This is a genomic window from Variovorax sp. 10L421 (genome assembly GCF_056395365.1).
The window spans coordinates 1-20,939 of record NZ_JBFTJJ010000006.1; the positions used below are offsets into that span (position 1 = coordinate 1).

At 62.3% G+C, this 20,939-nt stretch carries 20 protein-coding genes; 12 read left to right on the plus strand and 8 right to left on the minus strand.

The genetic code is table 11. From position 1 onward, the window contains the following. Both AC1DFC_RS10825 and AC1DFC_RS10830 read right to left on the minus strand, forming a co-directional pair. The coding region (locus tag AC1DFC_RS10825) for an SDR family NAD(P)-dependent oxidoreductase (protein WP_478131911.1) at positions 1-287 on the minus strand (287 nt) is incomplete at its 3' end. Beyond that, positions 241-402, minus strand: coding sequence for a carboxylesterase family protein (locus AC1DFC_RS10830; RefSeq protein WP_478084644.1), 162 nt, complete (start codon positions 400-402; stop codon positions 241-243). The genes AC1DFC_RS10825 and AC1DFC_RS10830, both read right to left, overlap by 47 nt. Before the next feature lie 188 nt (positions 403-590). On the opposite strand from AC1DFC_RS10830, the gene AC1DFC_RS10835 reads away from it, so the two are divergent. From AC1DFC_RS10835 to AC1DFC_RS10855, 5 genes are all read left to right on the plus strand, one after another. Further along, a complete protein-coding gene (locus AC1DFC_RS10835) occupies positions 591-2,261 on the plus strand; it encodes a PQQ-dependent dehydrogenase, methanol/ethanol family (RefSeq protein ID WP_478131847.1) in 1,671 nt (556 codons plus the stop codon). Between the two features lie 8 nt (positions 2,262-2,269). Next, positions 2,270-2,617, plus strand: coding sequence for a c-type cytochrome (locus AC1DFC_RS10840; protein WP_478079745.1), 348 nt, complete (start codon positions 2,270-2,272; stop codon positions 2,615-2,617). Positions 2,618-2,700: 83 nt separating this feature from the next. Then, complete coding sequence (locus AC1DFC_RS10845) at positions 2,701-3,531, plus strand: substrate-binding periplasmic protein (protein ID WP_478131848.1); 831 nt, start codon at positions 2,701-2,703, stop codon at positions 3,529-3,531. Between the two features lie 65 nt (positions 3,532-3,596). Continuing rightward, positions 3,597-4,064, plus strand: a complete 468-nt coding sequence (locus tag AC1DFC_RS10850) for a (2Fe-2S)-binding protein (RefSeq protein WP_478079747.1) — start codon at positions 3,597-3,599, stop codon at positions 4,062-4,064. Between the two features lies 1 nt (position 4,065). Then, positions 4,066-6,204, plus strand: a complete 2,139-nt coding sequence (locus tag AC1DFC_RS10855; protein ID WP_478131849.1) for a xanthine dehydrogenase family protein molybdopterin-binding subunit — start codon at positions 4,066-4,068, stop codon at positions 6,202-6,204. Here the strand turns inward: AC1DFC_RS10855 and AC1DFC_RS10860 are convergent. Next, positions 6,191-6,445, minus strand: a complete 255-nt coding sequence (locus AC1DFC_RS10860; protein WP_478131850.1) for a hypothetical protein — start codon at positions 6,443-6,445, stop codon at positions 6,191-6,193. The two genes, AC1DFC_RS10855 and AC1DFC_RS10860, sit on opposite strands and share 14 nt — an antisense overlap. Before the next feature lie 586 nt (positions 6,446-7,031). Between AC1DFC_RS10860 and AC1DFC_RS10865 the strand changes: the two genes are divergently transcribed. The 4 genes from AC1DFC_RS10865 to AC1DFC_RS10880 all read left to right on the plus strand — a co-directional run bounded on the left by AC1DFC_RS10865 (position 7,032) and on the right by AC1DFC_RS10880 (position 11,607). Further along, entirely contained in the window at positions 7,032-8,006 is a 975-nt protein-coding gene (locus tag AC1DFC_RS10865; RefSeq protein WP_478131851.1) for a Bug family tripartite tricarboxylate transporter substrate binding protein, read from the plus strand. Between the two features lie 250 nt (positions 8,007-8,256). Next, the gene (locus AC1DFC_RS10870) at positions 8,257-9,462 is read left to right on the plus strand and encodes a CaiB/BaiF CoA transferase family protein (RefSeq protein WP_478131852.1); all 1,206 of its coding nucleotides are present in this window, start codon (positions 8,257-8,259) and stop codon (positions 9,460-9,462) included. Positions 9,463-9,585: 123 nt separating this feature from the next. Further along, complete coding sequence (locus AC1DFC_RS10875) at positions 9,586-10,368, plus strand: enoyl-CoA hydratase/isomerase family protein (RefSeq protein WP_478131853.1); 783 nt, start codon at positions 9,586-9,588, stop codon at positions 10,366-10,368. 54 nt (positions 10,369-10,422) lie between these two features. After that, positions 10,423-11,607: an acetyl-CoA C-acyltransferase family protein gene (locus AC1DFC_RS10880; protein ID WP_478131854.1), complete on the plus strand. Its 1,185-nt coding sequence runs from the start codon at positions 10,423-10,425 to the stop codon at positions 11,605-11,607. Between the two features lie 77 nt (positions 11,608-11,684). Here the strand turns inward: AC1DFC_RS10880 and AC1DFC_RS10885 are convergent, their stop codons facing one another. After that, positions 11,685-12,458, minus strand: a complete 774-nt coding sequence (locus AC1DFC_RS10885) for an IclR family transcriptional regulator (protein WP_478131855.1) — start codon at positions 12,456-12,458, stop codon at positions 11,685-11,687. A gap of 381 nt (positions 12,459-12,839) precedes the next feature. On the opposite strand from AC1DFC_RS10885, the gene AC1DFC_RS10890 reads away from it, so the two are divergent. Beyond that, positions 12,840-13,055, plus strand: a complete 216-nt coding sequence (locus AC1DFC_RS10890) for a hypothetical protein (protein ID WP_478179225.1) — start codon at positions 12,840-12,842, stop codon at positions 13,053-13,055. Between the two features lie 13 nt (positions 13,056-13,068). Here AC1DFC_RS10890 and AC1DFC_RS10895 read toward each other — a convergent pair whose 3' ends face one another. The 4 genes from AC1DFC_RS10895 to AC1DFC_RS10910 all read right to left on the minus strand — a co-directional run bounded on the left by AC1DFC_RS10895 (position 13,069) and on the right by AC1DFC_RS10910 (position 18,204). Beyond that, positions 13,069-13,893, minus strand: coding sequence for an IclR family transcriptional regulator (locus AC1DFC_RS10895; protein ID WP_478131857.1), 825 nt, complete (start codon positions 13,891-13,893; stop codon positions 13,069-13,071). 146 nt (positions 13,894-14,039) lie between these two features. Further along, the gene (locus AC1DFC_RS10900) at positions 14,040-15,758 is read right to left on the minus strand and encodes a CocE/NonD family hydrolase (protein WP_478179226.1); all 1,719 of its coding nucleotides are present in this window, start codon (positions 15,756-15,758) and stop codon (positions 14,040-14,042) included. Between the two features lie 627 nt (positions 15,759-16,385). Beyond that, positions 16,386-17,216 carry an IclR family transcriptional regulator gene (locus tag AC1DFC_RS10905; RefSeq protein WP_478131859.1) on the minus strand — a complete coding sequence of 277 codons (831 nt, stop codon included), beginning with the start codon at positions 17,214-17,216 and terminating at the stop codon, positions 16,386-16,388. A 166-nt stretch (positions 17,217-17,382) separates the two neighbouring features. Next, positions 17,383-18,204, minus strand: a complete 822-nt coding sequence (locus tag AC1DFC_RS10910; RefSeq protein ID WP_478131860.1) for an IclR family transcriptional regulator — start codon at positions 18,202-18,204, stop codon at positions 17,383-17,385. A gap of 128 nt (positions 18,205-18,332) precedes the next feature. Here AC1DFC_RS10910 and AC1DFC_RS10915 point away from each other — a divergent pair, with 128 nt between their 5' ends. Then, positions 18,333-20,090, plus strand: a complete 1,758-nt coding sequence (locus AC1DFC_RS10915; protein ID WP_478131861.1) for an FAD-dependent oxidoreductase — start codon at positions 18,333-18,335, stop codon at positions 20,088-20,090. 30 nt (positions 20,091-20,120) lie between these two features. After that, positions 20,121-20,897 (plus strand): SDR family NAD(P)-dependent oxidoreductase, encoded by a 777-nt coding sequence (locus tag AC1DFC_RS10920; protein ID WP_478131862.1) that lies wholly within the window; start codon positions 20,121-20,123, stop codon positions 20,895-20,897. Positions 20,898-20,939 lie beyond the last annotated feature (42 nt).

Consider the following 20,939-nt stretch of genomic DNA (forward strand, 5'->3'; position numbering starts at 1 on the left):
TCCGTCCACTCTTCGATCGGCATCCAAACGGATACGCCAGCGTTGAGGAAGGCGATGTCGAGCTGACCATAGTGAGCCTGGACGGCTTGCGCCAACTCCTTCTGCGCAGCCACGTTGGCTGAATCGGCGCGCAGCACCAGAACTTCGCTACCCAACTCCGCCTGGGCCTTGGCGAGGGAATCCGGATTGACGCCGGTGACGATGACACGCGCGCCTTCGGCGAGGAACTGCTTGGCAGTTTCAAGGCCGGGTGTTCGCGCCGAGTTCGAAGCCGCCGCCGAAGATATAGACGATCACGGGAAGCGGTTCGTCGCCGGCGTCTTCGGGTGCCGAGACGTTCAGGTTCAGGCAGTCCTCACTGAGTCCGTTGTCGGCGACAAGTCTTGCATCGTGGCCCTTCAAATCCGATTGACGGATTCTTGCTCACGCAGCATACTAAGTAATATAGCTGTGTTGACGAACCATGTTGGCGAATGCAAATGATGCAGGGTGGATGCTCGCCTGCACCAATGGAACAGGGATTTGCTCGGCAGGGCAGCGGCACTGGAAGAGGTCTTTTCTCTCAAGACAACACCAACCCTGGAGGTAGCATGAACAGACATTTCCCGCGACTCGCTGCGCTGTGGGCACTCTCGCTTGCGACGCTGGCGATGGCGCAATCGTCCGCAGACCTGCTGGCTGACGGCAAGACCACCGACAACGTGCTCGTTCACGGCATGGGCTACTCGGCGCAGCGTCACAGCCCGCTGTCCCAGATCAATACGCGGAACGCGCGCAAGCTCGTGCCGGTGTGGACGCAGAGTCTGGGCAACAACCTCGGCCAGGAGGCAATGCCGATCGTGCACGACGGCGTGCTGTATGTGCCGACGCATGACGCGACGGTCGCGATCGACGCGCTGACGGGCAAGCAACTCTGGAAGACAGGACTGGACTTCGCGGCAGACGTTCCCAAGTTTGTCTGCTGCGGCCTGGTCAACCGTGGCGTGGCCATCTTCGAGGGCAAGATCTTTCGCGGCACGCTGGATGCCCACTTGCAAGCGCTGGACGCGAAGAGCGGCAAGCAGTTGTGGAAGACGAGGCTCGCCGACTACAAGGAAGGCTATTCGGTGACGAGCGCGCCGCTCGTCGTCAACGGCCTGCTGATCTCGGGCATGTCCGGTGCCGAGTACGGGACGCGCGGCTTCATTGTCGGCATCGACCCCAGCACGGGCAAGGAGGTGTGGCGCCGCCACACGACGGCCGCCCCCGACACGAAGGGCGGGGAAACCTGGCCTGGTGACACTTACCTGAAAGGCGGTGGCTCGACCTGGTTGACGGGCAGCTATGACGCCGAACAGGACCTGGTCTTCTGGGGCACCGGCAACGCCGGCCCGTGGAACGCAGCCGTGCGCATGGGAGACAACCTGTACACGGCCTCGGTGCTCGCGTTGCGTCCGAAGACTGGCGAGATCGTTTGGCATTACCAGTTCAATCCGAACGACGCCTTCGACTATGACAGCGTCAATGAGATGGTCCTGGCCAACCTTAAGGTGAACGGTGAGATCAGGAAAGTCATCCTGCACGCCAACCGTAACGGCTTCCTCTACGTGCTCGACCGCACCAACGGAAAGGTGCTGGCGGCCAACACATTCGTGCCCAGGGTCAACTGGGCCACGGGCATCGACCTGAAGAGCGGCCGCCCGATCGAAACCGAGGTGACCGCCAAGGCGCGCAATGGCGAGAAGACCGAGGTCTGGCCCGGCGCGCTGGGCGCGAAGAATTGGCCGCCGATGTCGTTCAGCCCGAAGACGGGCTGGGTCTACCTGAACGCCATCCATGCGGGTATGCCGTACAAGACCGTCACACCCGAATACAAGCAGGGCGAGTTGTTCCTGGCGATCGAATTCACTGGCTTCACCTACCCCGACGGTCCGCGTGGCTTTCTGAAGGCCATCGATCCCGTGACCGGCAAGGAGAAGTGGTCGATTCCGCGCGACATCCCGAGCTACTCCGGCGTGCTGACCACCGACGGCGGCCTGGTCTTCACGGGCACCATGACGGGCGAGTTCGAGGCACGCGATGCCAGCACCGGGAAGTTGCTCTGGTCTTACCGCACGGGCTCGGCCTCGATGGGCCAGCCAATCACGTGGACCCACAAGGGCAGGCAATACGTGACGGCGCTTTCGGGCATCGGAGGGCTGTATCCGCTCTTCTCCGGTGACGAGCGCCTGGCCAGCGTTCCGGCAGGTGGTGCCGTGTGGACATTCGGTGTGCAGCAATGAGGTGTTCGATGACGCTGTCTGCCACCGCGGCCGTGCTGGCGGTCATCGGCCTGTGGGCACAGGTCACACAAGCCAACGCCCAAGCCAACCCCGCGGCGCCACCGACACTCGATCTGGAGGCGGCCCACGCTGGCCGCAGCCTCTACACCAAGAACTGCTCGCACTGCCACGGCTTCAACATGGTGAACCCGGGCACGGTGTCGTTCGACCTTCGCAAGTTCCCGAAGGAGGACTCGGACCGGTTCTTTCACTCAGTGAAGGAGGGTAAGGGTGCGATGCCGCCTTGGAAGAACTCGTTGACGGAGGACCAGATCAAGTTGATCTGGGTCTACGTGCAGACGGGGGGCAAGCTTTGATGCGCGCTCTCTGTGCAGCGTGGCTGGGCGCGTTCGCCATGAACGCCAGTGGGGCGGCCGGGACGGAGCCCCTGCGACTGTGCATGGCCGAAGACAGCGAGCCCTATTCCGCCGTCGACAACGGGCAGGCGAGAGGGTTCGACGTGGCGATGATGCGGGCAGTGGCGGAGCGCATCGGCCGCGGCCTCGAACTGGTCTGGTTCGAGGGCCGCTACGACAAGGAAGGGAACCTTTCCCTGGATGCGCGCGCCCTGCTTGCTGCGGGCGCTTGTGACCTAGTCGCGGGAATTCCGCTCTACGAACCTCACCTCGCCACGATGATCGCGGAAAGGGCGCGGACGCCCGACTATCCTGGCGCCAAACCACTACGCCAGCGTCCCTACCAGGCCCTGGTTCCGGTGGTCGGCGGCGGCCCCTACCGTGCGACAGCGATGGTGCTGATCGGTCGAGGCGCTCCGTCGGTCAGTACGCTCGACGCGCTTCAAGGCCACACGGTGGCCGTTCGCGCCGGTTCCATGGCGTCGCTCGCTCTCGGTGCGTGGCGCGGCGGCATCCTGAGCTCCTCGATGAAGGGATTCAACGTTCGCGAGGACTTGCTGGCGGCAGTCGAGGCGGGCGATGCGGATCACGCGCTCGTCGATGTCGCACTGTGGGACCGCTACCGCAGCCTTCATCCCACGACCAGGCTGGCGCCGACCGGCTTCGAGCACCCGGTAAAGATCAATATCGGTGTGCTGGCGCGAAGTTCGGACGCCGAGTTGATGGGTGCGGTCAGTGCTGCCATCGCGCAAGAGGTCTCGTCGTTGCATGCCGCCCAGTTGGCCGAGCGGCAGCGGGCCACGTGGATTCGTCCGGTCGAACCGGTCGTGCGGTCGTCGCTGACGCTGCGCGACTTCGCCACGCCAGGCGGGTGACCCTCGTCCATGGCAACCCACTCGCTTTTTTAACAAAGCCTCGTCAGAGGCGCGGAGGAATGTCGATGATCACCTTGAACGTCAACGGCCGAGCGCGCAGTGTCGACGCCGAGCCGGACACCCCGCTGCTGTGGGTGCTGCGCGAGAACCTGCAGCTGACCGGCACGAAGTTCGGCTGCGGCTTGGCGCTGTGCGGTGCCTGCACCGTGCACCTGGACGGCCAGGCGGTGCGCGCATGCCAGACGCCGATCTCGGTGGTCGGCAACAAGAAGATTACGACGATCGAGGGCGTCGGTCAGACCTCCAGTGGGCGCGCGGTGCAGGCCGCGTGGCTGAAGCAGGATGTGCCGCAGTGTGGCTACTGCCAGTCCGGCCAGATCATGAGCGCGTGCGCGCTGCTGCAGTCCAACAAGGCGCCGGACGACGCCGAGATCGTCGGCGCGATGAGCGGCAACCTCTGCCGCTGCGGCACCTACAACCAGATCCGCGCGGCGATCAAGGATGCGTCGGCAGCGCTGACGAAGGGGGCTTGAGATGGACGTGCTGCAAACCTCCCGCCGCGGCTTCCTCAAGACCGGCTCGGCGCTGTCAATCGGCTTCGCTCTGCCGCTGGCCGCCGGGCGTGCACTCGCCGCGGCGCCGGGCGCAACCTTCGCGCCGAACGCCTGGGTGCGCATTACGCCGGACAACCGCGTCAAGGTCATCTGCGCCTCGGCCGAGATGGGTCAAGGCGTGCTCACCGCGATCCCGATGATGCTCGCCGAGGAACTCGACGCCGACTGGAAGCTCGTCAGTGTCGAGCGGGCACCGATCGACAAGGCCTACACCAACCCGGCCTTCGGCATACAGGCCACCGGCGGTTCGACAACCGTACGCGCCCACTGGGAGCCGCTGCGGCGGGCCGGCGCGGCGGCGCGCCAGATGCTCGTGGCCGCGGCCGCGGCGCAATGGAAGGTGCCGGTCGATGAATGCCGCACTGAAGCGAGCCACGTAATCCACCCGAGCGGCCAGAAGCTCAGCTATGGTGCACTCGTCGAGGCGGCGGCGAAGGTGCCGGTGCCCGAAAAGCCGGTCCTGAAGGACCCGAAGGACTTCCGCCTGCTCGGCAAGCCGATGCGCCGCCTTGACACGCCGGGCAAGGTGAACGGCAGCGCGAAGTTCGGCATCGACGCGCACGTGCCAGGCTTGCTCGTCGCGGTGATGGCACGTGCGCCGCAGCCGGGCGCGAAGCCGGCGCGCGTGGACGACAGCAAGGCCAAAGCCGTCAAGGGCGTGAAGAGCGTGCTCACGATCCCGACCGGCGTCGCGGTGCTCGCCACCGGCTACTGGGCCGCGAAGAAGGGCCGCGACGCGCTGCAGATCGACTGGGACTTGGGCTCAAGTGCGTCGTTGACGTCAGCGAAGGTGAGCGAAATCCTCGCCGAGGGCGCCGGGCGCGCCGATGCGATCACGCGCGAGGGCGGCAATCCGAAGGATGGCGCCGCGAACGCCGCGCTGAAGGTCGAAGCGCAGTACGAGGTGCCTTACCTCGCGCACGCCTGCATGGAGCCGATGAACGCCACCGCCTGGGTCAAGGGCGACGAGGTCGAGGTCTGGGCCGGCACGCAGAGCGAGGGTCCGGCGCAGGGCATCCTGTCGCAGGTCGCCCAGGTTACGCCGGCCAAGGTCAAGGTCAATACGCTGCTGCTGGGCGGCGGCTTCGGCCGGCGCTTCGCGCCTGACTTCCTGATCGATGCGGTGCTGCTGTCTAAGCTCTCCGGCGCACCGGTCAAGCTGATCTACTCACGCGAGGACGACATGGCCGCCGGATACTACCGCCCGGCGTCAGTGGCGAAGTTCGAAGGCGCGGTCGATGCCAACGGCCGCGTGACGATGCTCAAGTGCGGCGTCGGCTCGCCGTCGATCATGGCCGCGTCGGGCTTCATGAAGATTCCGGACAACGGCGTCGACAGCTTCGCGATGGAAGGCATCGCGGACCATCCGTACGACATCGACCACCAGCGCCTCACCTACGGCCGCAGGGAGCCCGGGCCGCAGGTCTGGTTCTGGCGCTCGGTCGGGCACTCGCAGAACATCTTCTTCATCGAGAGCTTCATCGATGAGGTCGCCGCCGCGGCGAAGAAGGACCCATTTGAGTTCCGCCGCGCGATGCTCACCCAGCAACCGCGCTACAGGGGCGTGCTCGAGCTCGCCGCCGAGAAGGCCGGCTGGGGCCAGCCGCTGCCGGCCGGCGTCTTCCGCGGCATCGCGGTGGCGCAGAGCTTCGGCAGCTACGTCGCCGAAGTCGCCGAGGTGTCGGTGGCAGCCGACGGAGCGCCGAAGGTGCACCGCGTCGTCGCCGCCGTGGACTGCGGAATGACGGTCAACCCGCAGACGATCGCCCGCCAGATCGAGAGCGCGATCGTCTACGGCCTGTCGGCCGCGTTGTATGGGAGGATCAGCTTCAAGGACGGCCGCGTCGAGCAGAGCAACTTCCACGACTACCCGGTGTTGCGCATGAACGAGACACCGAAGGTCGAGGTGCACATGGTTGCGAGCCGCGAGGCGCCCGGCGGCATCGGCGAGCCCGGCACGCCGCCGATCGCGCCGGCAGTGGCCAACGCGATCTTCGCGGCCACTGGCAAGCGGCTGCGCTTGCTACCGTTCGATCCTGCGCAAATCAAGAGCGCCTGAGGTAGGCGTTCTGCACCGGCTTGCCGGCCTGGATGACGCCGTTGATAGCGGCCCAGGTCTGCATCGTTCGACCGGCGAACTCGGGACGATTGTCGGTGCGGACCAGACGGCGCTCTGCCTTGACTTGGTCTGTCCGTTCGATGCCTGCGACGGTGAGCAGGACCTCGGTCGCATGGGCGGTGGGGTCGCAGGGTGGATTGCCGATGCCTGCGAGCTGGGTTCCGCGGTCACTGCGTTCCAAAGCCGGACGCGGTCGCCTGCAGCGAAGTCAAGGAGCGCGTCACGGACAAAGGTGTCCCGAACGGCTTGCTCCTCGCTATGTCGGGGCGTTGCTGTCCGACCCACCGTCCGCGCGCAATGCGCGGACGGCCGGAGCTCACAGCGCGAGCACCATCTCCTGGTGCGAGGTTGCACCTGAGGTTCGAAGTGACGCAGCCGCCGGCGGCAACGCCCACCTGCGGCCCTTTCGAGGGTGCGTCAGCAGGGGCACGGAGATGTACGGCATCGGTTGAACGATCAGAAGTTGTGGCTTTCGGGGATAGACAGGGCAGCCGACCAAGCCATGGCGTTCCATGAGCCGCTGCGCCAAGCCCAGGATGCTGATTCGTGGCAAGCCAAGCATCAGCGGCGCGCAGCTGGCGCGCCGTATATCGAGATTAAGGCGCCGGCTGCGAAGGCAGGCTGCAGCCGCGTGACCAGCTTCATCTGCGCCTAGCGCTAACAGGAGTGAATGTGGTCAGAGCAAGCGCGAACTTATCACAATGTGGACGACCAGGTTTGCTCATATGCCTTGCTCCGGAATAGTCTGAGGCTTGATGGAGACATTGATGATTGCCAGAAGAAAATTTCTATCGGTTGCTGGTGGCGTCTCGGCGTGGCATGTTCTGCCTTCATTTGCGCAAGACGATTATCCAAACCGACCGGTGCGTCTTGTTGTGGGATTTCCTGCCGGTGGGACCACTGACATGATCGGTCGACTCACAGCGAAGGAATTGTCTGCTCGCCTAGGACAATCTTTTGCTGTTGACAACCGTCCAGGAGCCACAAGCAACATCGGCACGGCATCGGTGGCACGCGCGGCTCCCGATGGATACACATTACTGTTGGCAACCGTATCAAATGCGACGAATGTCACCGCCTACCGAAGTCTTTCGTTTGATATCCAGAAAGACTTCGTTCCAATTTCCGGTATTGCAATTGTTCCGAATGTATTGGTCGTCTCATCGTCTTCGCCGTTCAAAACGTTTGACGATTATCTGAATTTCGCTCGAAAAAATCCTGGTAAGTTGACTTTTGCTTCCGCAAGTAGCGGCTCTTCCACTCACCTAGCGGGTGAGTTGTTTAAGACAATGGCAAAAGTCAACATGCTGCACGTGCCATACCCCGGAAGCGCGCCGGCCATAACAGACATCATGGGAGGGCAAGTAGATTCAATCTTCGACAATTTGCCGTCAGCTTTGCCGCATATTACGGGCGGGAAACTTAGGGCTTTGGCGGTGACGAGCCCAGCACGGGCACCGGCGCTTCCTGACACTCCAACAGTAGCTGAACTCGGATTTCCCGGATTCGAAGCCTATTCCTGGCAGGGTCTAATGGCGCCAAAAGGGACGCCCGTTGCGGTGGTTCAAAAACTGTCTTCAACAGTCTCCGAGATTTTGACCGATCCGAACGTAGCAGCCCAAATCGTAAGGCTTGGAGGCGCTTCCAATAGACTGAATGCTGAGGATTTTCGCAAGTTTGTGAAAACGGAAATCGATAAATGGGGTCCAATCATTAAAAAGTCCGGAACTATTATCGAGTGACCCCGGCGAGAGCTGGCTGACCTGCACTCGCTTTCTAGCGTCGAAACGGCTGATTATTTTGTGGAGTTGCGCGTGCAGAGATTTTTAAACTTTTTATCCCGACAAAAAGGCGACTGATGCGCAATTCAGGGTTGCTTTCATTTTTAGTGGGATCGGTCATGCACACGATGGCGCGATTAGTCTGTAAGAGTATGCGCCAACAAATTCGTCTGGATGACGTCCAGTATCACGGCACATTGCGGGTACGCTGATGAGCGATTTACCCTCGGCAATGTCGCCGCATCGTACGGGACTTCAAGATGGGAGCGAGCAGCGACCGCTTGAGGGGTTCCGAGTAGTCGAGCTTGCACAGATGATCGCTGGGCCGTCCGCAGCCCTGTTGCTTGCCGATTACGGGGCCGATGTCCTTAAGCTAGAGCCACCATCTGGCGACATGTGCCGAAAACTGCGTTCCGCGGCCGCGGTCTCGTTGGCCGAATCACCGGTCTTTGTCGGCTACAACCGCGGCAAGCGGATCGCACAGGTCGATATTCGAACCGAAGCTGGCCGCGAGCAGATTCTTCGGCTTGTTGAGGAGGCTGACGTTTTTATCGAGTCCGCGCGCCCAGGCGTCATGGAGCGTCTGGGTCTGGCGGCTGAGACACTGCTCGCCAGAAATCCCAGGCTCGTCTATGCATCCGTCTCCGGTTTCGGTCGCGGTGACATCGGATCCAAACTCGGCGGAGTCGACATGATCGTTCAAGCGGAAAGCGGCATGATGTCCACCACTGGATTTCCTGGGCAGCCCGCCACGAAGGTCGGCTTCACGGTGGTAGACGCGGCGTGCGGGCATGCTCTGTGTCATGGGATTCTGGCTGCACTGTTGCGTCGCGAGCGTACCGGCCGTGGGGAAGTGGTGCGCGTCAGCTTGTACGACGTGGCGCTGCACCTGCAGACCGGTCCGATCGTTGAGTACTTGATGACAGGCATCCAATCTGAACGAAGCGGCAACAGTGCGCCACTGTCCGCGCCGGCGGATTCATTCCGTTGCGCGGATGGAGAGGTCGTCGTCTCCGCCTATATCGATGCCCACTGGAAGAAATTCGTTGTCTTGATCGAAGCGCCGGAACTGCTTGACGATCCTCGTTTCTTGACGGGTGCGCTGAAGGTTGTCAATCGCGCGGCGATGACAGCCGCCATCGAGAACAAACTGGCTGCGCGAAGTGCCACAGAATGGGCCGCGCTCTTGCAGGCGCACGGCCTGCTCGCGGGGCTTGTGAAGGACTATGCCTCGGTGACGGTGGACAAGCTGACACAGGAAGTTGGCGCCATTCAAACTCTCGGCGACGGATTCGGAATCCGCAATCCAATCGTGCTGGAGAAGACGGTGGTGCCGAGCATGCGGGATCGGCAAGAGCTGTCCGGCACGGACGCTGTCGCCAGTTTTGAGACGACGGTGCGGCGCGACGCGGCATAAAAACATCAACGAAGGCCCGGCTATTCAATCGGGTGCCTGGTCGGAGGGTACTGCTGGCAGCGTACTCCGGCAGTACTGTGTTTTTCCAGGAGTACGGCGCCTTCTCAGAACCGAGAGCTCTTCATGACCACTGATCTTCCCCTGCTGCTCGAGCGCGACGGCGCTGTGGCCTCCATCTGCTTCAATCGGCCATCGGCCCTCAACGCCATCGATCCTCCCATGGCGCGCGCGTTTCTCTCCGTTGTGCGCGAATTGGCCGCTGACCCGAGCGTGCGCGCCGTGATCATGCGCGGCGCTGGGAGCGGCTTCATGGCTGGCGGCGACTTAGCCGTGCTCAGCGCCGACCCGCAGCGCGGCGCAGCGGAGCTGATCGATCCCCTGCACGAGGCCGTACGTGTGCTGGACGCCATGGACGCCCCGCTTGTCGCCCAGGTCCATGGCGTGGCGGCCGGCGCGGGACTGAGCCTGATGCTGCAGGCGGACTTCGTGCTGGCCGCCGCCGGCACGCGCTTCAACCTCGCATACGCGAACATTGGCGCCAGTTGCGACGTCGGCGCATCGTGGGCTCTGCCGCGCCGGGTAGGGCTGAGGCGCGCATTGGAGATTGCGCTGCTCAGCGAGACGTACGACGCCGACTCCGCTGAGCGCATGGGTCTGGTCAGTCGTGTGGTGCCGGCCGCGGAGTTGGGGGCGGAGGCGTTGGCGCTGGCGCACCGGTTGGCAAGCGGCCCAACCCTGGCATTGGGTCACCTGCGCAGGCTGATACGCAGCTCAAGCGACCGCGACCTGGCCGGCCAGCTCGACGCCGAGGCGGCCGCCTTTCGGGACTGCGCTGCCACCGACGACTTTCGTATTGGCGTTGACGCCTTCAGAAATCGGAAGACGCCGTCTTTCACGGGGCGCTGAGTGCTTCTTTCGGCGCTATTTCATTTGATCCTCCAACGCAGGAAACTCCAATCCATGACTCCCCGTGACATCTTCGTCGTCGGCACCGCCCGCACCGCCATCGGCACCTTCGGGGGCGCACTGAAGGACGTGCCCAACACGCAACTGGCCACCACCGCCGTCAAGGCCGTCATCGAGCGCAGCGGCGTTGCGGCCGATGCCATCGGGCATGTGGTGATGGGCAACGTGATTCCCACCGACGTGAAGGACGCGTACCTGAGCCGCGTGGCCGCCATCGATGCGGGCTGCCCCATCGAGACGCCGGCCTTCAACGTCAACCGCCTCTGCGGCTCCGGCTTGCAGGCCATCGTGTCGGCGGCGCAGGCCATTGCGCTCGGCGACTGCGACATCGCCATCGGCGGCGGCTCGGAATCGATGAGCCGCGGCCCGTACTTCGACACCTCGGCGCGCTACGGTGCGCGCATGGGCGACGCGGTGCTGGTCGACTACATGCTGGGCATCCTGCACGACCCATGGGAGAAGATCCACATGGGTATCACGGCCGAGAACGTGGCAGCGCGCTACGGCATCACGCGCGAGCAGATGGACGAGCTGGCCGTTACCAGCCAGCAGCGCGCGGCGGCGGCCATTGCCGCGGGCCGCTTCAAGGAGCAGATCGTTCCGGTCGAAGTGAAGACACGCAAGGGCATCGTGCTGTTCGACACCGACGAGCACGTGCGCGCCGACACCACGGTCGACACGCTCGCGAAGATGAAGCCCGCGTTCAAGAAGGACGGCCTCGTCACCGCCGGCAACGCCTCGGGCATCAACGACGGCGCTGCCGCCGTGGTGCTGGCCGAAGGCGGGCGCGTGAAGGCGCTGGGGCTCAAGCCGCTGGCGCGCCTGGTCGGCTATGCGCACGCGGGTGTCGAGCCCGCGTACATGGGCATCGGCCCGGTGCCGGCCACGCGCAAGGTGCTGGAGCGCACCGGCCTGAAGGTCGGCGATTTCGACGTGATCGAGTCGAACGAAGCCTTTGCGGCGCAGGCCTGCGCGGTCATCAAGGAGCTGGGCTTCGATCCGGCCAAGGTCAATCCGAACGGCTCGGGCATTTCGCTCGGCCACCCGGTGGGTGCGACCGGCGCAATCATCACGACGAAGGCGATTGCCGAGCTGCATCGCACCGGTGGCCGCTATGCGCTGGTCACGATGTGCATCGGCGGCGGGCAGGGCATCGCCGCGATCTTCGAGCGCGTCTGAGCCTCTTCGTGGTCGGCACTTGTTGGATTCCACCGACCTCTGACCCAACCTAAAAAGATGTGGGGGCCACGGACCACTTACGAATTGGTTCTGCCAATGCGACGCGAGATTTCGGACGCGCAATGAAGGAGCGGGCGTGCGACTGACCCGTCCCACGCGCCGTCGAAAGTCGCCGACGGACCCGTGACCAAAATGCCGAGAACAATGTTGCCCGCCGCGTCAAAGACCGGTCCGCAAAGTGCGTCAACCCCCGGTATCGGATGCCCCTGAGCGCGCGACAGACCATGCCTTCGAATTTCCGCCAGTTGAGCGTCGAACTTTTGGGCATCGAAGGTCTGGTCTTCCGAGTTGCTCTGCGGTGCTCCCTCAGTTCGGATGAGCCGCTCGATCACCTTGGGCGGCATGTACGCTGAGAAGAGGCGCCCTGTTGCCGTGTTCGTCAACGACATCACGGTTCCTGCCCGCATGTTGACGTGCAGGGGTTGAATAGGCTCCTCAAGGCGGACGATGGTCGGGCCAAGGTTTCCCCAAACCGCGACAGCGACGCTTTGCCCGGTTCGCACCGCCAGTTCTTTAACGACCTTGGAGGCCTCCCTCACGGGTCCGATTTGCCTGAGTTTCGTTAGCCCAAGCTGCAGCGCAAGGGGGCCCAACTCGTATTGGCCCGCCGGGGTCTGCATCACAAACCCGACTTTCATGAAGCTCACCATGTAGGGATGTGACTTGCCCACAGTCATAGTTGCGGCCGCCGCCAAATCTTTCAGGGCCATCGGCCTGACATGGCGTGCCAACTCGAGAAGTAGTGCACTTCCGATTTCTACCGACTGTATGCCGCGCCTACTTTTTTCCATGTTCTCGTTGGTTACCCCCACAGGTTCCGCTTGATGATAGCCACCGAAAGATGGAGCGCTTCTGTGGTGTTCCTTAATTGCCAAAGGCCAAGGACCCCAGATAGGGGAATGCGATAGTCAAACGGATTTGATATTGTGAGATCCTGCGAAATAGTCAAATTGGTATTTTCATATGCCGTCAATTGATGCCAATCAGGGGGCATAGCGTCGGAAGAAGGAGCTGCCGTGCGATGTGAAGGAAGAGCTTGTGCATGGACCTCGCTTGCGGGATCCGTTGTGGTCGCGCTGTGTGCTTGTGGGGGCGGAGGTGCCGGGTCGAGTTTCACGCCCATCGACATCACCGCTGCTGCGCCAGCCGCCCCAGCGCTAGAAGGTACGAAGATGGCAGCGTCTACAACGGCGGCAGAAGCGCCACCCGAAGACCAAGACTCGGCCACCACGGCAGACAAGTTTGCAAACAGCGACGCCGCCTCGCTGACAGACGAAAAGAAAAGCACAGGCGGACCTAAGGCGATGGCAACCGGCCAGACAACGGCCGAAGTGCTGTCGACCGCGACGCTGGCGGCGGCGCCCAGCGCAAAAAACCCTGAAAAGTAGGGTCCGCGGCGGGTCACGTCGCCAGCGTGGCCTCGTCGCGCCCGAGGCGTCGCGTTATTTCCTGCGCACACTGGCGCAGTGGCTGGGCAATCTTGCCGTCCCATTCGCTATCAAAGGTTGCTGAGGGTCCCATCACGAGGATGCCCAGGACCAGGTGGCCTTCATAGTCGAACACTGGCGCGCAAATCGCATCGATGCCCGGGATAGGGTGACTGCGCGCTCGCGACAGCCCATGCTTGCGTATTTCGGCAAGTGCATCTTCGAGTGCCTCGCTAGGAAGCTTATTGCCTAGGTCGGTTCCATAACTCTCACGTGCAAGCTCGAGACCAGCGAGCCGTTCGATGACCATTGGTGGCATATAAGCCGCGAAGAGCCTTCCCGTCGCCGTGTTGTAGAGCGACATAACGGTGCCTGTTCGCAAGTTGACGTGAAGCGGCTGTATCGGCTCTTCAAGCCGAACCACAGTCGGCCCAAGGTTGCCCCACACGGCGACCGCAACGCTTTGTCCTGTTTCCTCCGCCAACGCCTCTATCAACTTGGACGCTTCCTTAACCGGGTCCAAGCGCTGTAGTCGAGTGAGCCCTAGTTGCAACGCGAGCGGGCCAAGTTCGTAGAGCCCTGCGTCGTTCTGCGACACAAAGCCAACTTTGAGGAAGCTCACCATGTATGGATGCGCTTTGCCCGTCGTCATCCCTGCAGCCTTTGCAAGGTCCCTGAGCGCCGCCGGCCGCGCGACACGGGCGAGCTGGAGAAGGAGCTCACTGCCGATTTCGACGGATTGGATACCTCGACGGTTTTTTTCCGTCGCAGGTTGGCTTGGGAATTCGAAGGTTGCCATGAGGGAGTGCTTGGTCTTGTAGGCTGAGCGAGTTATTGTGGGGCCTTCTTGCTGCGTGCCTGGCAGCCTCCCGTTCGCTTTGAGGTCATGCAATGCAAACGGCGGCAGAAGCCGCCGTTTGCACACTGCCTGCCAGAACCGGTCAATCAATCATCATCGTCTTCCAGTTCCTGGCAGGGGCCGCGGCCTTCAAGGTCTGCGTCACCCTTCCAATATGGAAGACTGGTCGTGCTCTCGGTGTTGAAACAGCCTGCCTTCAAGAGCGGAAGGTTCAGAGACGAGCGGTGGCGCGGGCCGTAATAGAGCGACACGGCACTTCCTGTAAGCGAAGCCAGCTGCGGCATCGTCGGGTAGCAAGGGTCGGTGCCAAGAACGGGGGAGCACTGACTCCCACCGGGTGCGGGGTTGAAAACTCCGTTGGAACCTTGCGACGGTGTTTGGGTTGTAACGGTCAGACGCAGCTTGCCACCTGCAGGTATCGCAACGAATCTCGGGGAAATCAGGAAGTCGTACTTGTTGACTGACCCAGCAGGCAGGTACTTGTCCGCTACATACGCGCCATAGGGCTTGACCGGCACGCCCTTCTTGTCCACCCAGGACCGAGACGGTATGTTTGTAGCCAGGCTTCCGAGAACGGCCCCAGAGGAAATGGGGGTGACCGTACCTTGCGCATCCACCAACGCGACTGATGCGATTAGCTCCAGGTTCGCCGTTGTAGACGACGCGTAGAAGGACGCGCTCATCGGCCCGGCAAGGGTTGCCCCCTTCTTGATTACAGGACCGTCAAATTGCAAGGTGCTGCCGGGCCCGGGTTGTGCCCAATTTATTGTCTCTTTGCCTGCCGAACCAGCTACGTGCCGCGTCATGCGCCCATTGTTGGCGAGGAAGTACTGTTTATAGGAGGTGGAGACCGGATACGCAGACGTGCTCACCCAGTTGTTCGATAACAGCTCGTGAACATGGAGCGGCTGGCTCGTGTCGGCCATCCGAGTGCGTTTGCCCTTCAGCCAGGTATCGAACCATTCAAGCGTAATGTTGTCTGCGATGTGCTGGCCAGTGGTCTGCTCTTCGAATTGGCAATGGCCGCCTTGGCTAATAAGTACCTGATATCGGCCGGTGGCCTTCTGGGTGGGGGACATCGGACCGAAGACGGGCCTCTTGCTGTAGGCGTTCTGAAGGTACGCGTACATCGACAGTGCGCTCTCTGCGTAGATGTCCTGATGGGTGCCCCAGATGAGTGCAGGGATGCCAAGGTCAACGATCTTCTCGGCGTAATTTCCCGGGGTTCGCAGCTGCCAGAAGTCGCCGTCGTACGCTTTCGGACCGCCTGCGTAAATATCGTTCACCACCGCTTGGCCGTAGGCAGCGGCTCCGTGATTGTTGCCTACGGACCCGCCGAAAAACAATGGGAACTGGGCCGTTTGCGTTGGGATGCCGCCTGCAAAGTAGGTCTCTCGATAGAACTCTGCGCCAAAGCAAACCGGCGCGAGGGCCTTGATTGGCGAATTCCGCCCCGCTGCGGCGGCGGTGTAAATCTGGTTCAGGCCCGCCCAGGAGCCGCCCTGCAGACCGACCTTTCCATTGGAGTTCTGCAGCCTGGTCGCCGCCCATTGCGCCAACTCGGCCCCGTCCTTGGCATCACGTTCGCTGAAAAAGGCGAAGTCGCCGCCTGAGTTTCTTGTTCCCCGCACCGACGCGGTCACGAACAGATAGCCACGCTGCACGTAGTAGTCGCCGGCGGTGGAAGGGTTGCCTAGGTAAGGCGTTTGGGTGAGCAACACGGGAAAGGGGCCAGGCACCCGAACTCCAGTCGATGGGTCGGTCGGGTAGGAGACATCGACCATGAGAACGGCACCGTCACTCATCGTGACGGGCACGTTTGTGTCCAATTTTGAACCGTAGACCGCAGGGCCTGGAGTCCAGACGCCACCGGGGAACGGAGTCGAGGCTTGCTCTTGGCACCCGTCATTACCCCTTCTGTCATGGTCATCGCACGAAGCGAAGGCGGGCGCCGCGGCCGATGCCACTAACGCAAGAGCGGCGGCGACGAAGCCAGTTCGCCGGCGCGTCCTCGGAGGGCGGGAGGCGGTTTCTACCGCCGACGATGCGCGTGACGCGCTGTTGCCACTGGTTTTCATCTCGAGTGTCTCCTTGCTGTGAGGTGCGACCTAACTAATGCTGCCCGATGCGGCGCGGCTGTCATCTGATAGTGTCAGATGAATACGATTACATCTGTCTATCAGATCAAATCGCATAACATTGACATAGTCGGGGCAACCCGTACGATTGCAAATAGGTGTAACTACAGCGGGGAGCGTCTCCCCCGGAGTCTGGGAGCGCTTAGGCGACGGACAGTGGAACGCCGGGCGGGACAGCCGGACAGCTTGCGGTCAGCCAAGTGAAGAAGGGAACGACCTCGGTCACGAGGGTCGAGAGCAGCGGCGCAGTACGGCCAGCCTCGCGCGGCGACTGCGGTGTCGCGTGAAACAGATTTATCTGCGCGGGTTTTGCGCGGAGGGGGAGAGGGCGCCGATGCGTTTCGAGATTGCGATGCCGGCCTCTTTCACTGCTGTTGCTTGGCTGCCATCCCAATTGGTGTCAAACGACCGCGAACGTCCCATCAAGGTGATGCCAAGCACGATGTTGCCGGAGTAGTCGAACACAGGAGCAGCGAAAGAGCAGACGCCGGGGGTGGGGTTGTCGACCGAGCGTGAAAGGCCATTCGCGCGCACTTCATTGAGCATGCTTTGCAGTTCGTCCTGGTCAACGGGCTTGGCAATGTCCGGCCCAAGTCGACGCTCGTCTTCAAGAATGGACTCTTCGATGAGCTTCGCCGGCAAATATGCAGCGAACAAGCGACCGGTGGCGGTGCCAGCCAGTGACATGACCATGCCCGTCCGGATGTTCGTGTGAAGCGGATAAATCGCGTCGAAGAGGAACACGATGGTGGGCCCGTGGTTGCCCCATACGGACATCGCGACGCTGTGACCGGTCTGCCGAGCCAACTCCTCCGCGAAGGGTGTCGCTTCTCGGACAGGATTGAGCATACGAAGCGTCACCAAGCCGAGTTGCATGGCGGTCGGGCCAAGCCAGTAGTAACCGGTCAGGGATTCCTGGGTCACCAGTCCCAGTTTGGCGAAGCTGACCAGATACGGATGAGCTTTGCCCGGCGCCATGTCGGCCGCCTTTGCGAGTTCCCTCAATGGCATAGGCCGGCCGTGGGCCCCGAGCGCCAGGAGCAACTGGCCGCCGGCTTCGATAGACTGGATGCCTCGACGCCCCTTTTCGGCACCTGTGTCGCCGCTACTTTCCAGAGCGTCCATGATTTGTCCCCAAGCACTGTCGATAACGTTTTAAGCCGAATAATTAGCTTACAACAAACGCGTTGATGCCAAACTAATTTATCGACCGCGAGCAATTGTCAATCAAACGACTGGCCACAGAAAGAGGCCTGCAAGTTTTGCGTCCACTGCTCCCGTAAGCACCCCACTAGGAGTGCCCTCGGGAAAGAGCGCCAAGACGCTTGGAGATTGCGATGCCGCTTGCCTTGACTGCCCCCGCCTGAGGGCCGTTCCAATCAGTGCCGAACGAGCGGGAGCCCCCGATCAGCGTCAGCGCAAGCACGATGTTTCCCGAGTAGTCGAAGACCGGAGCGGCGAACGAGCAGACGCCAGGAGTAGGGTTGTTCACTGCACGAGAAATACCATATTTGCGCACGTCGTTCAGCATCTCGTTCAGCGCGAGCGCCTCAACAGGGGCGGCAATGTCCGGCCCAAGGCGCCGCTCGTCTTGAAGAAGAGATTTCTCGATGAGCCGGGCGGGAAGATAGCTGGCGAACAGTCGCCCGGTTGCTGTTCCCGCCACCGACATCACAGTTCCCGTACGGATGTTGGTATGAAGCGGGTAGACCGCATCAAACAAGAACACCACTGTCGGTCCCTGGTTGCCCCAGACCGCCAGCGCAACGCTGTGGCCAGTATCCCTGGCTAACTGCGCTGCGAATGGAGTCGCTTCGCGAACCGGATTGACCATTCGAAGCGAGACAAGTCCAAGCTGCATGGCCATGGGTCCGAGCCAGTAATGGCCGGTGGTCGGCTCTCGAGTGACCAAGCCAAGCTTGGTAAAGCTGACCAGGTACGGGTGGGCCTTGCCAGGCGCCATTTCCGCAGCTCGCGCGAGTTCGCTCAGAGGCATCGGATGGCCATGGGTTCCGAGAGCAAGAAGCAGTTGGCCGCCCGCCTCGACGGCCTGAATCCCTCTGCGCTCCTTCTCTAAGCCTGATGCGCGACTCTCATTGTTGAGCTCCTTCATGCCAGTCTCCTTGTTCGATCATATCGATGTCATCCGATTAGGGTAAACCATTAGCGTATGAGTAACGCGTTAGCACCATACTAACAGCATCGGACTTGCAGACGCGGTCCCCCAAAGGAGTGAAGCTCATGAGCAAGCAGGAAACCCTATATGACGTCCTGGTGATTGGCACCGGGGCCTCTGGGATGGCAGCGGCAGTCACAGCCGCTCACGAAGGCCTAAAGGTGCTGGTGGTCGACAAGGCCCCCCTCTTCGGCGGCACGACCGCTAGGTCCGGCGGATGGCTCTGGATTCCCAACACCAAGCTGGCTAAGGAGCAGGGCATCACCGAGCCGGCAGGGGCTGCCCGGTCCTACCTGCAACATGAAGCCACGACGCATTTCGACGCGGCGCGCGTCGACGCCTTCATCGAAAACGGCCCGAAAGCCATCGACTTCTTCACCGAGAACACGTGCGTGCAGTTCGACATGCCGCCGGTGTTCCCCGACTATCACGCCGAAGCGCCAGGCGGCCAGTCGGGTGGCCGGTCCATGGTGACCCGGCCGTTTGACGGCCGAGAACTGGGCAGCCGCATCGACAAGCTCGCGCCGCCCGTGCCCGAGCTGACCGTGTTCGGCATGATGCTTGGCTCCGGGAAGGAGCTGTGGCACTTCCTGCGTGCCTTCAAATCGTTCGAGTCCTTCTGGTATGTCACCAAGCGTTTCGGCGGACATCTTCTGGATGTCGTGAGATACGGCCGCGGGATGACGCTGACGAATGGCAATGCGCTGGCCGGCCGTCTCGCCAAGGCCGCGATGGATCTCAACGTCCCGGTATGGCTGAACTCGACCGTGAAGTCACTCATCGTGGAAGAAGACGCCGTTGTCGGAGCGACCGTAGTGCAGAACGGCAAGCCGGTCGAAGTCCGCGCGCGCCGTGGCGTTGTTCTGGCATGCGGTGGCTTCCCCTATGACGTGGAGCGTCGCAAGCAGTTGTTCCCGCACGCGCCGACCGGCCGTGAGCACTTCACGCCTTCGCCTGCCTTGAATACCGGCGACGGTCTGCGTCTCGGTGAATCCGTCGGAGGCTGGGTCGACCCGACTATTCCGAATGCCGCCGCCTGGTGCCCGACCTCGGTGACCAAGCGCAAGGATGGTTCCGAGGGCGTCATGCCGCACTTCATCGACCGTGCCAAGCCGGGCGCGATTGCAGTTACCCCGAAGGGACGCCGCTTCACCAACGAGGCGCTGTCCTATCACGACTTCATCCAGGACCTGGTGAAGTCCTGCAAGGGGATGCCGGAGGTCACTTGCTGGCTCATCTGCGATCACAAGCACCTGCGCGAGTACGGCATGGGGGCAGTGGCTCCGTTTCCCTTGCCCATCGGCAAGCATCTGAAGAGTGGTTACCTCAAGAAGGGCAATAGCCTGCAGGAACTGGCCGAGACAATCGGCGTGCCCTACGCTGCGCTGCAGGAGGAGGTTGAGACTTTCAATCGTGACGCGGCGAAAGGCGTGGACACGAAGTTCGGCAAGGGCAGCACCGCGTACAACCGCTTCCAGGGCGACTCTCTGGTGACCCCGAACCCGTGCATGGCGCCCGTTCGTCAGGGCCCCTTCTACGCGATCAAGATCGTCGTCGGCGAGATCGGCACTTTCGCCGGTCTCCTGACGGACGAGTCCTGCCAAGTCCTCACGCAGAGCAGGCAACCGGTCAAGGGGCTCTATGCCATAGGCAACGACGCCGCCAGCATCATGGGTGGCAACTACCCCGGCGCCGGCATCACCCTAGGGCCGGCACTGACCTTCGGCTACGTCGTCGGCCAGGCGCTTGCAAAGCAGACGGATCGCTCCCCCAATGTCGTTCCATTGACGACGACGCCGCGCCAGCACGCACACGCAGCTTGAACTTCGCACAACCCCAAAAGGACAGTACAAATGGAAATCTCCGAGCTGATGGCGCCCCGAGTCCTCGACGGACGCATCGCGCTGGTGACCGGCGCGGGACAGGGCAATGGCAAATCCATCGCCAAGGGCCTCGCAAAAGCTGGTGCCAACGTCGTCGTGACGGACCTCGTGGAAGAAAACGCCAAGGCCGTGGCAGCCGAGATCACCGCCGCCGGTGGGAAGGCAGTTGGGTACAAGCTCGACGTGACATCGCGCGACGCTTGTCAAACGCTGGCGCTCACCGTGGCCGGTGAGGTCGGCAACATCGACATCCTGGTCAACAACGCGGGCATCATCATCCGTGAAGGGCTGGACAGCCCCAAGGTCGTGTCAAACCTCGAGCGCACGTTGGCCGTGAATGTGATGGGCACCTTCCTTCCGACGTACGCTTGGCTCGATGCCCTGAAGGAGACCAAGGGCGTGATCATCAACGTCGGGTCTATCGCGTCGACGACCGGCATTCCCAATGTAGTGGGCTATTCGCCGTCGAAGGGCGCGGTCAAGATGATGACCCAGACGCTGGCGGTCGAGCTCGCCAAAGACGGCATCCGGGTCAACGCAATCGCGCCGGGGGTCATCGAGACCCCGATGACCTCCTACACGCGAGAAGCACCTGAGCGTCTGCAAAAGTTCATGCTGCGCACGCCGATGGCGCGTGTGGGACAGCCTGAGGAACTGGTCGGCCCCGTGATCTTCCTTGCATCGAGTATGGCCACCTACGTGACGGGCGTGACATTGCCCATCGACGGCGGCTATCTCGCCTCCTGATATTCCAGAGTTCGTTCCTAGTTTGCAACCCCTGAACTCGCC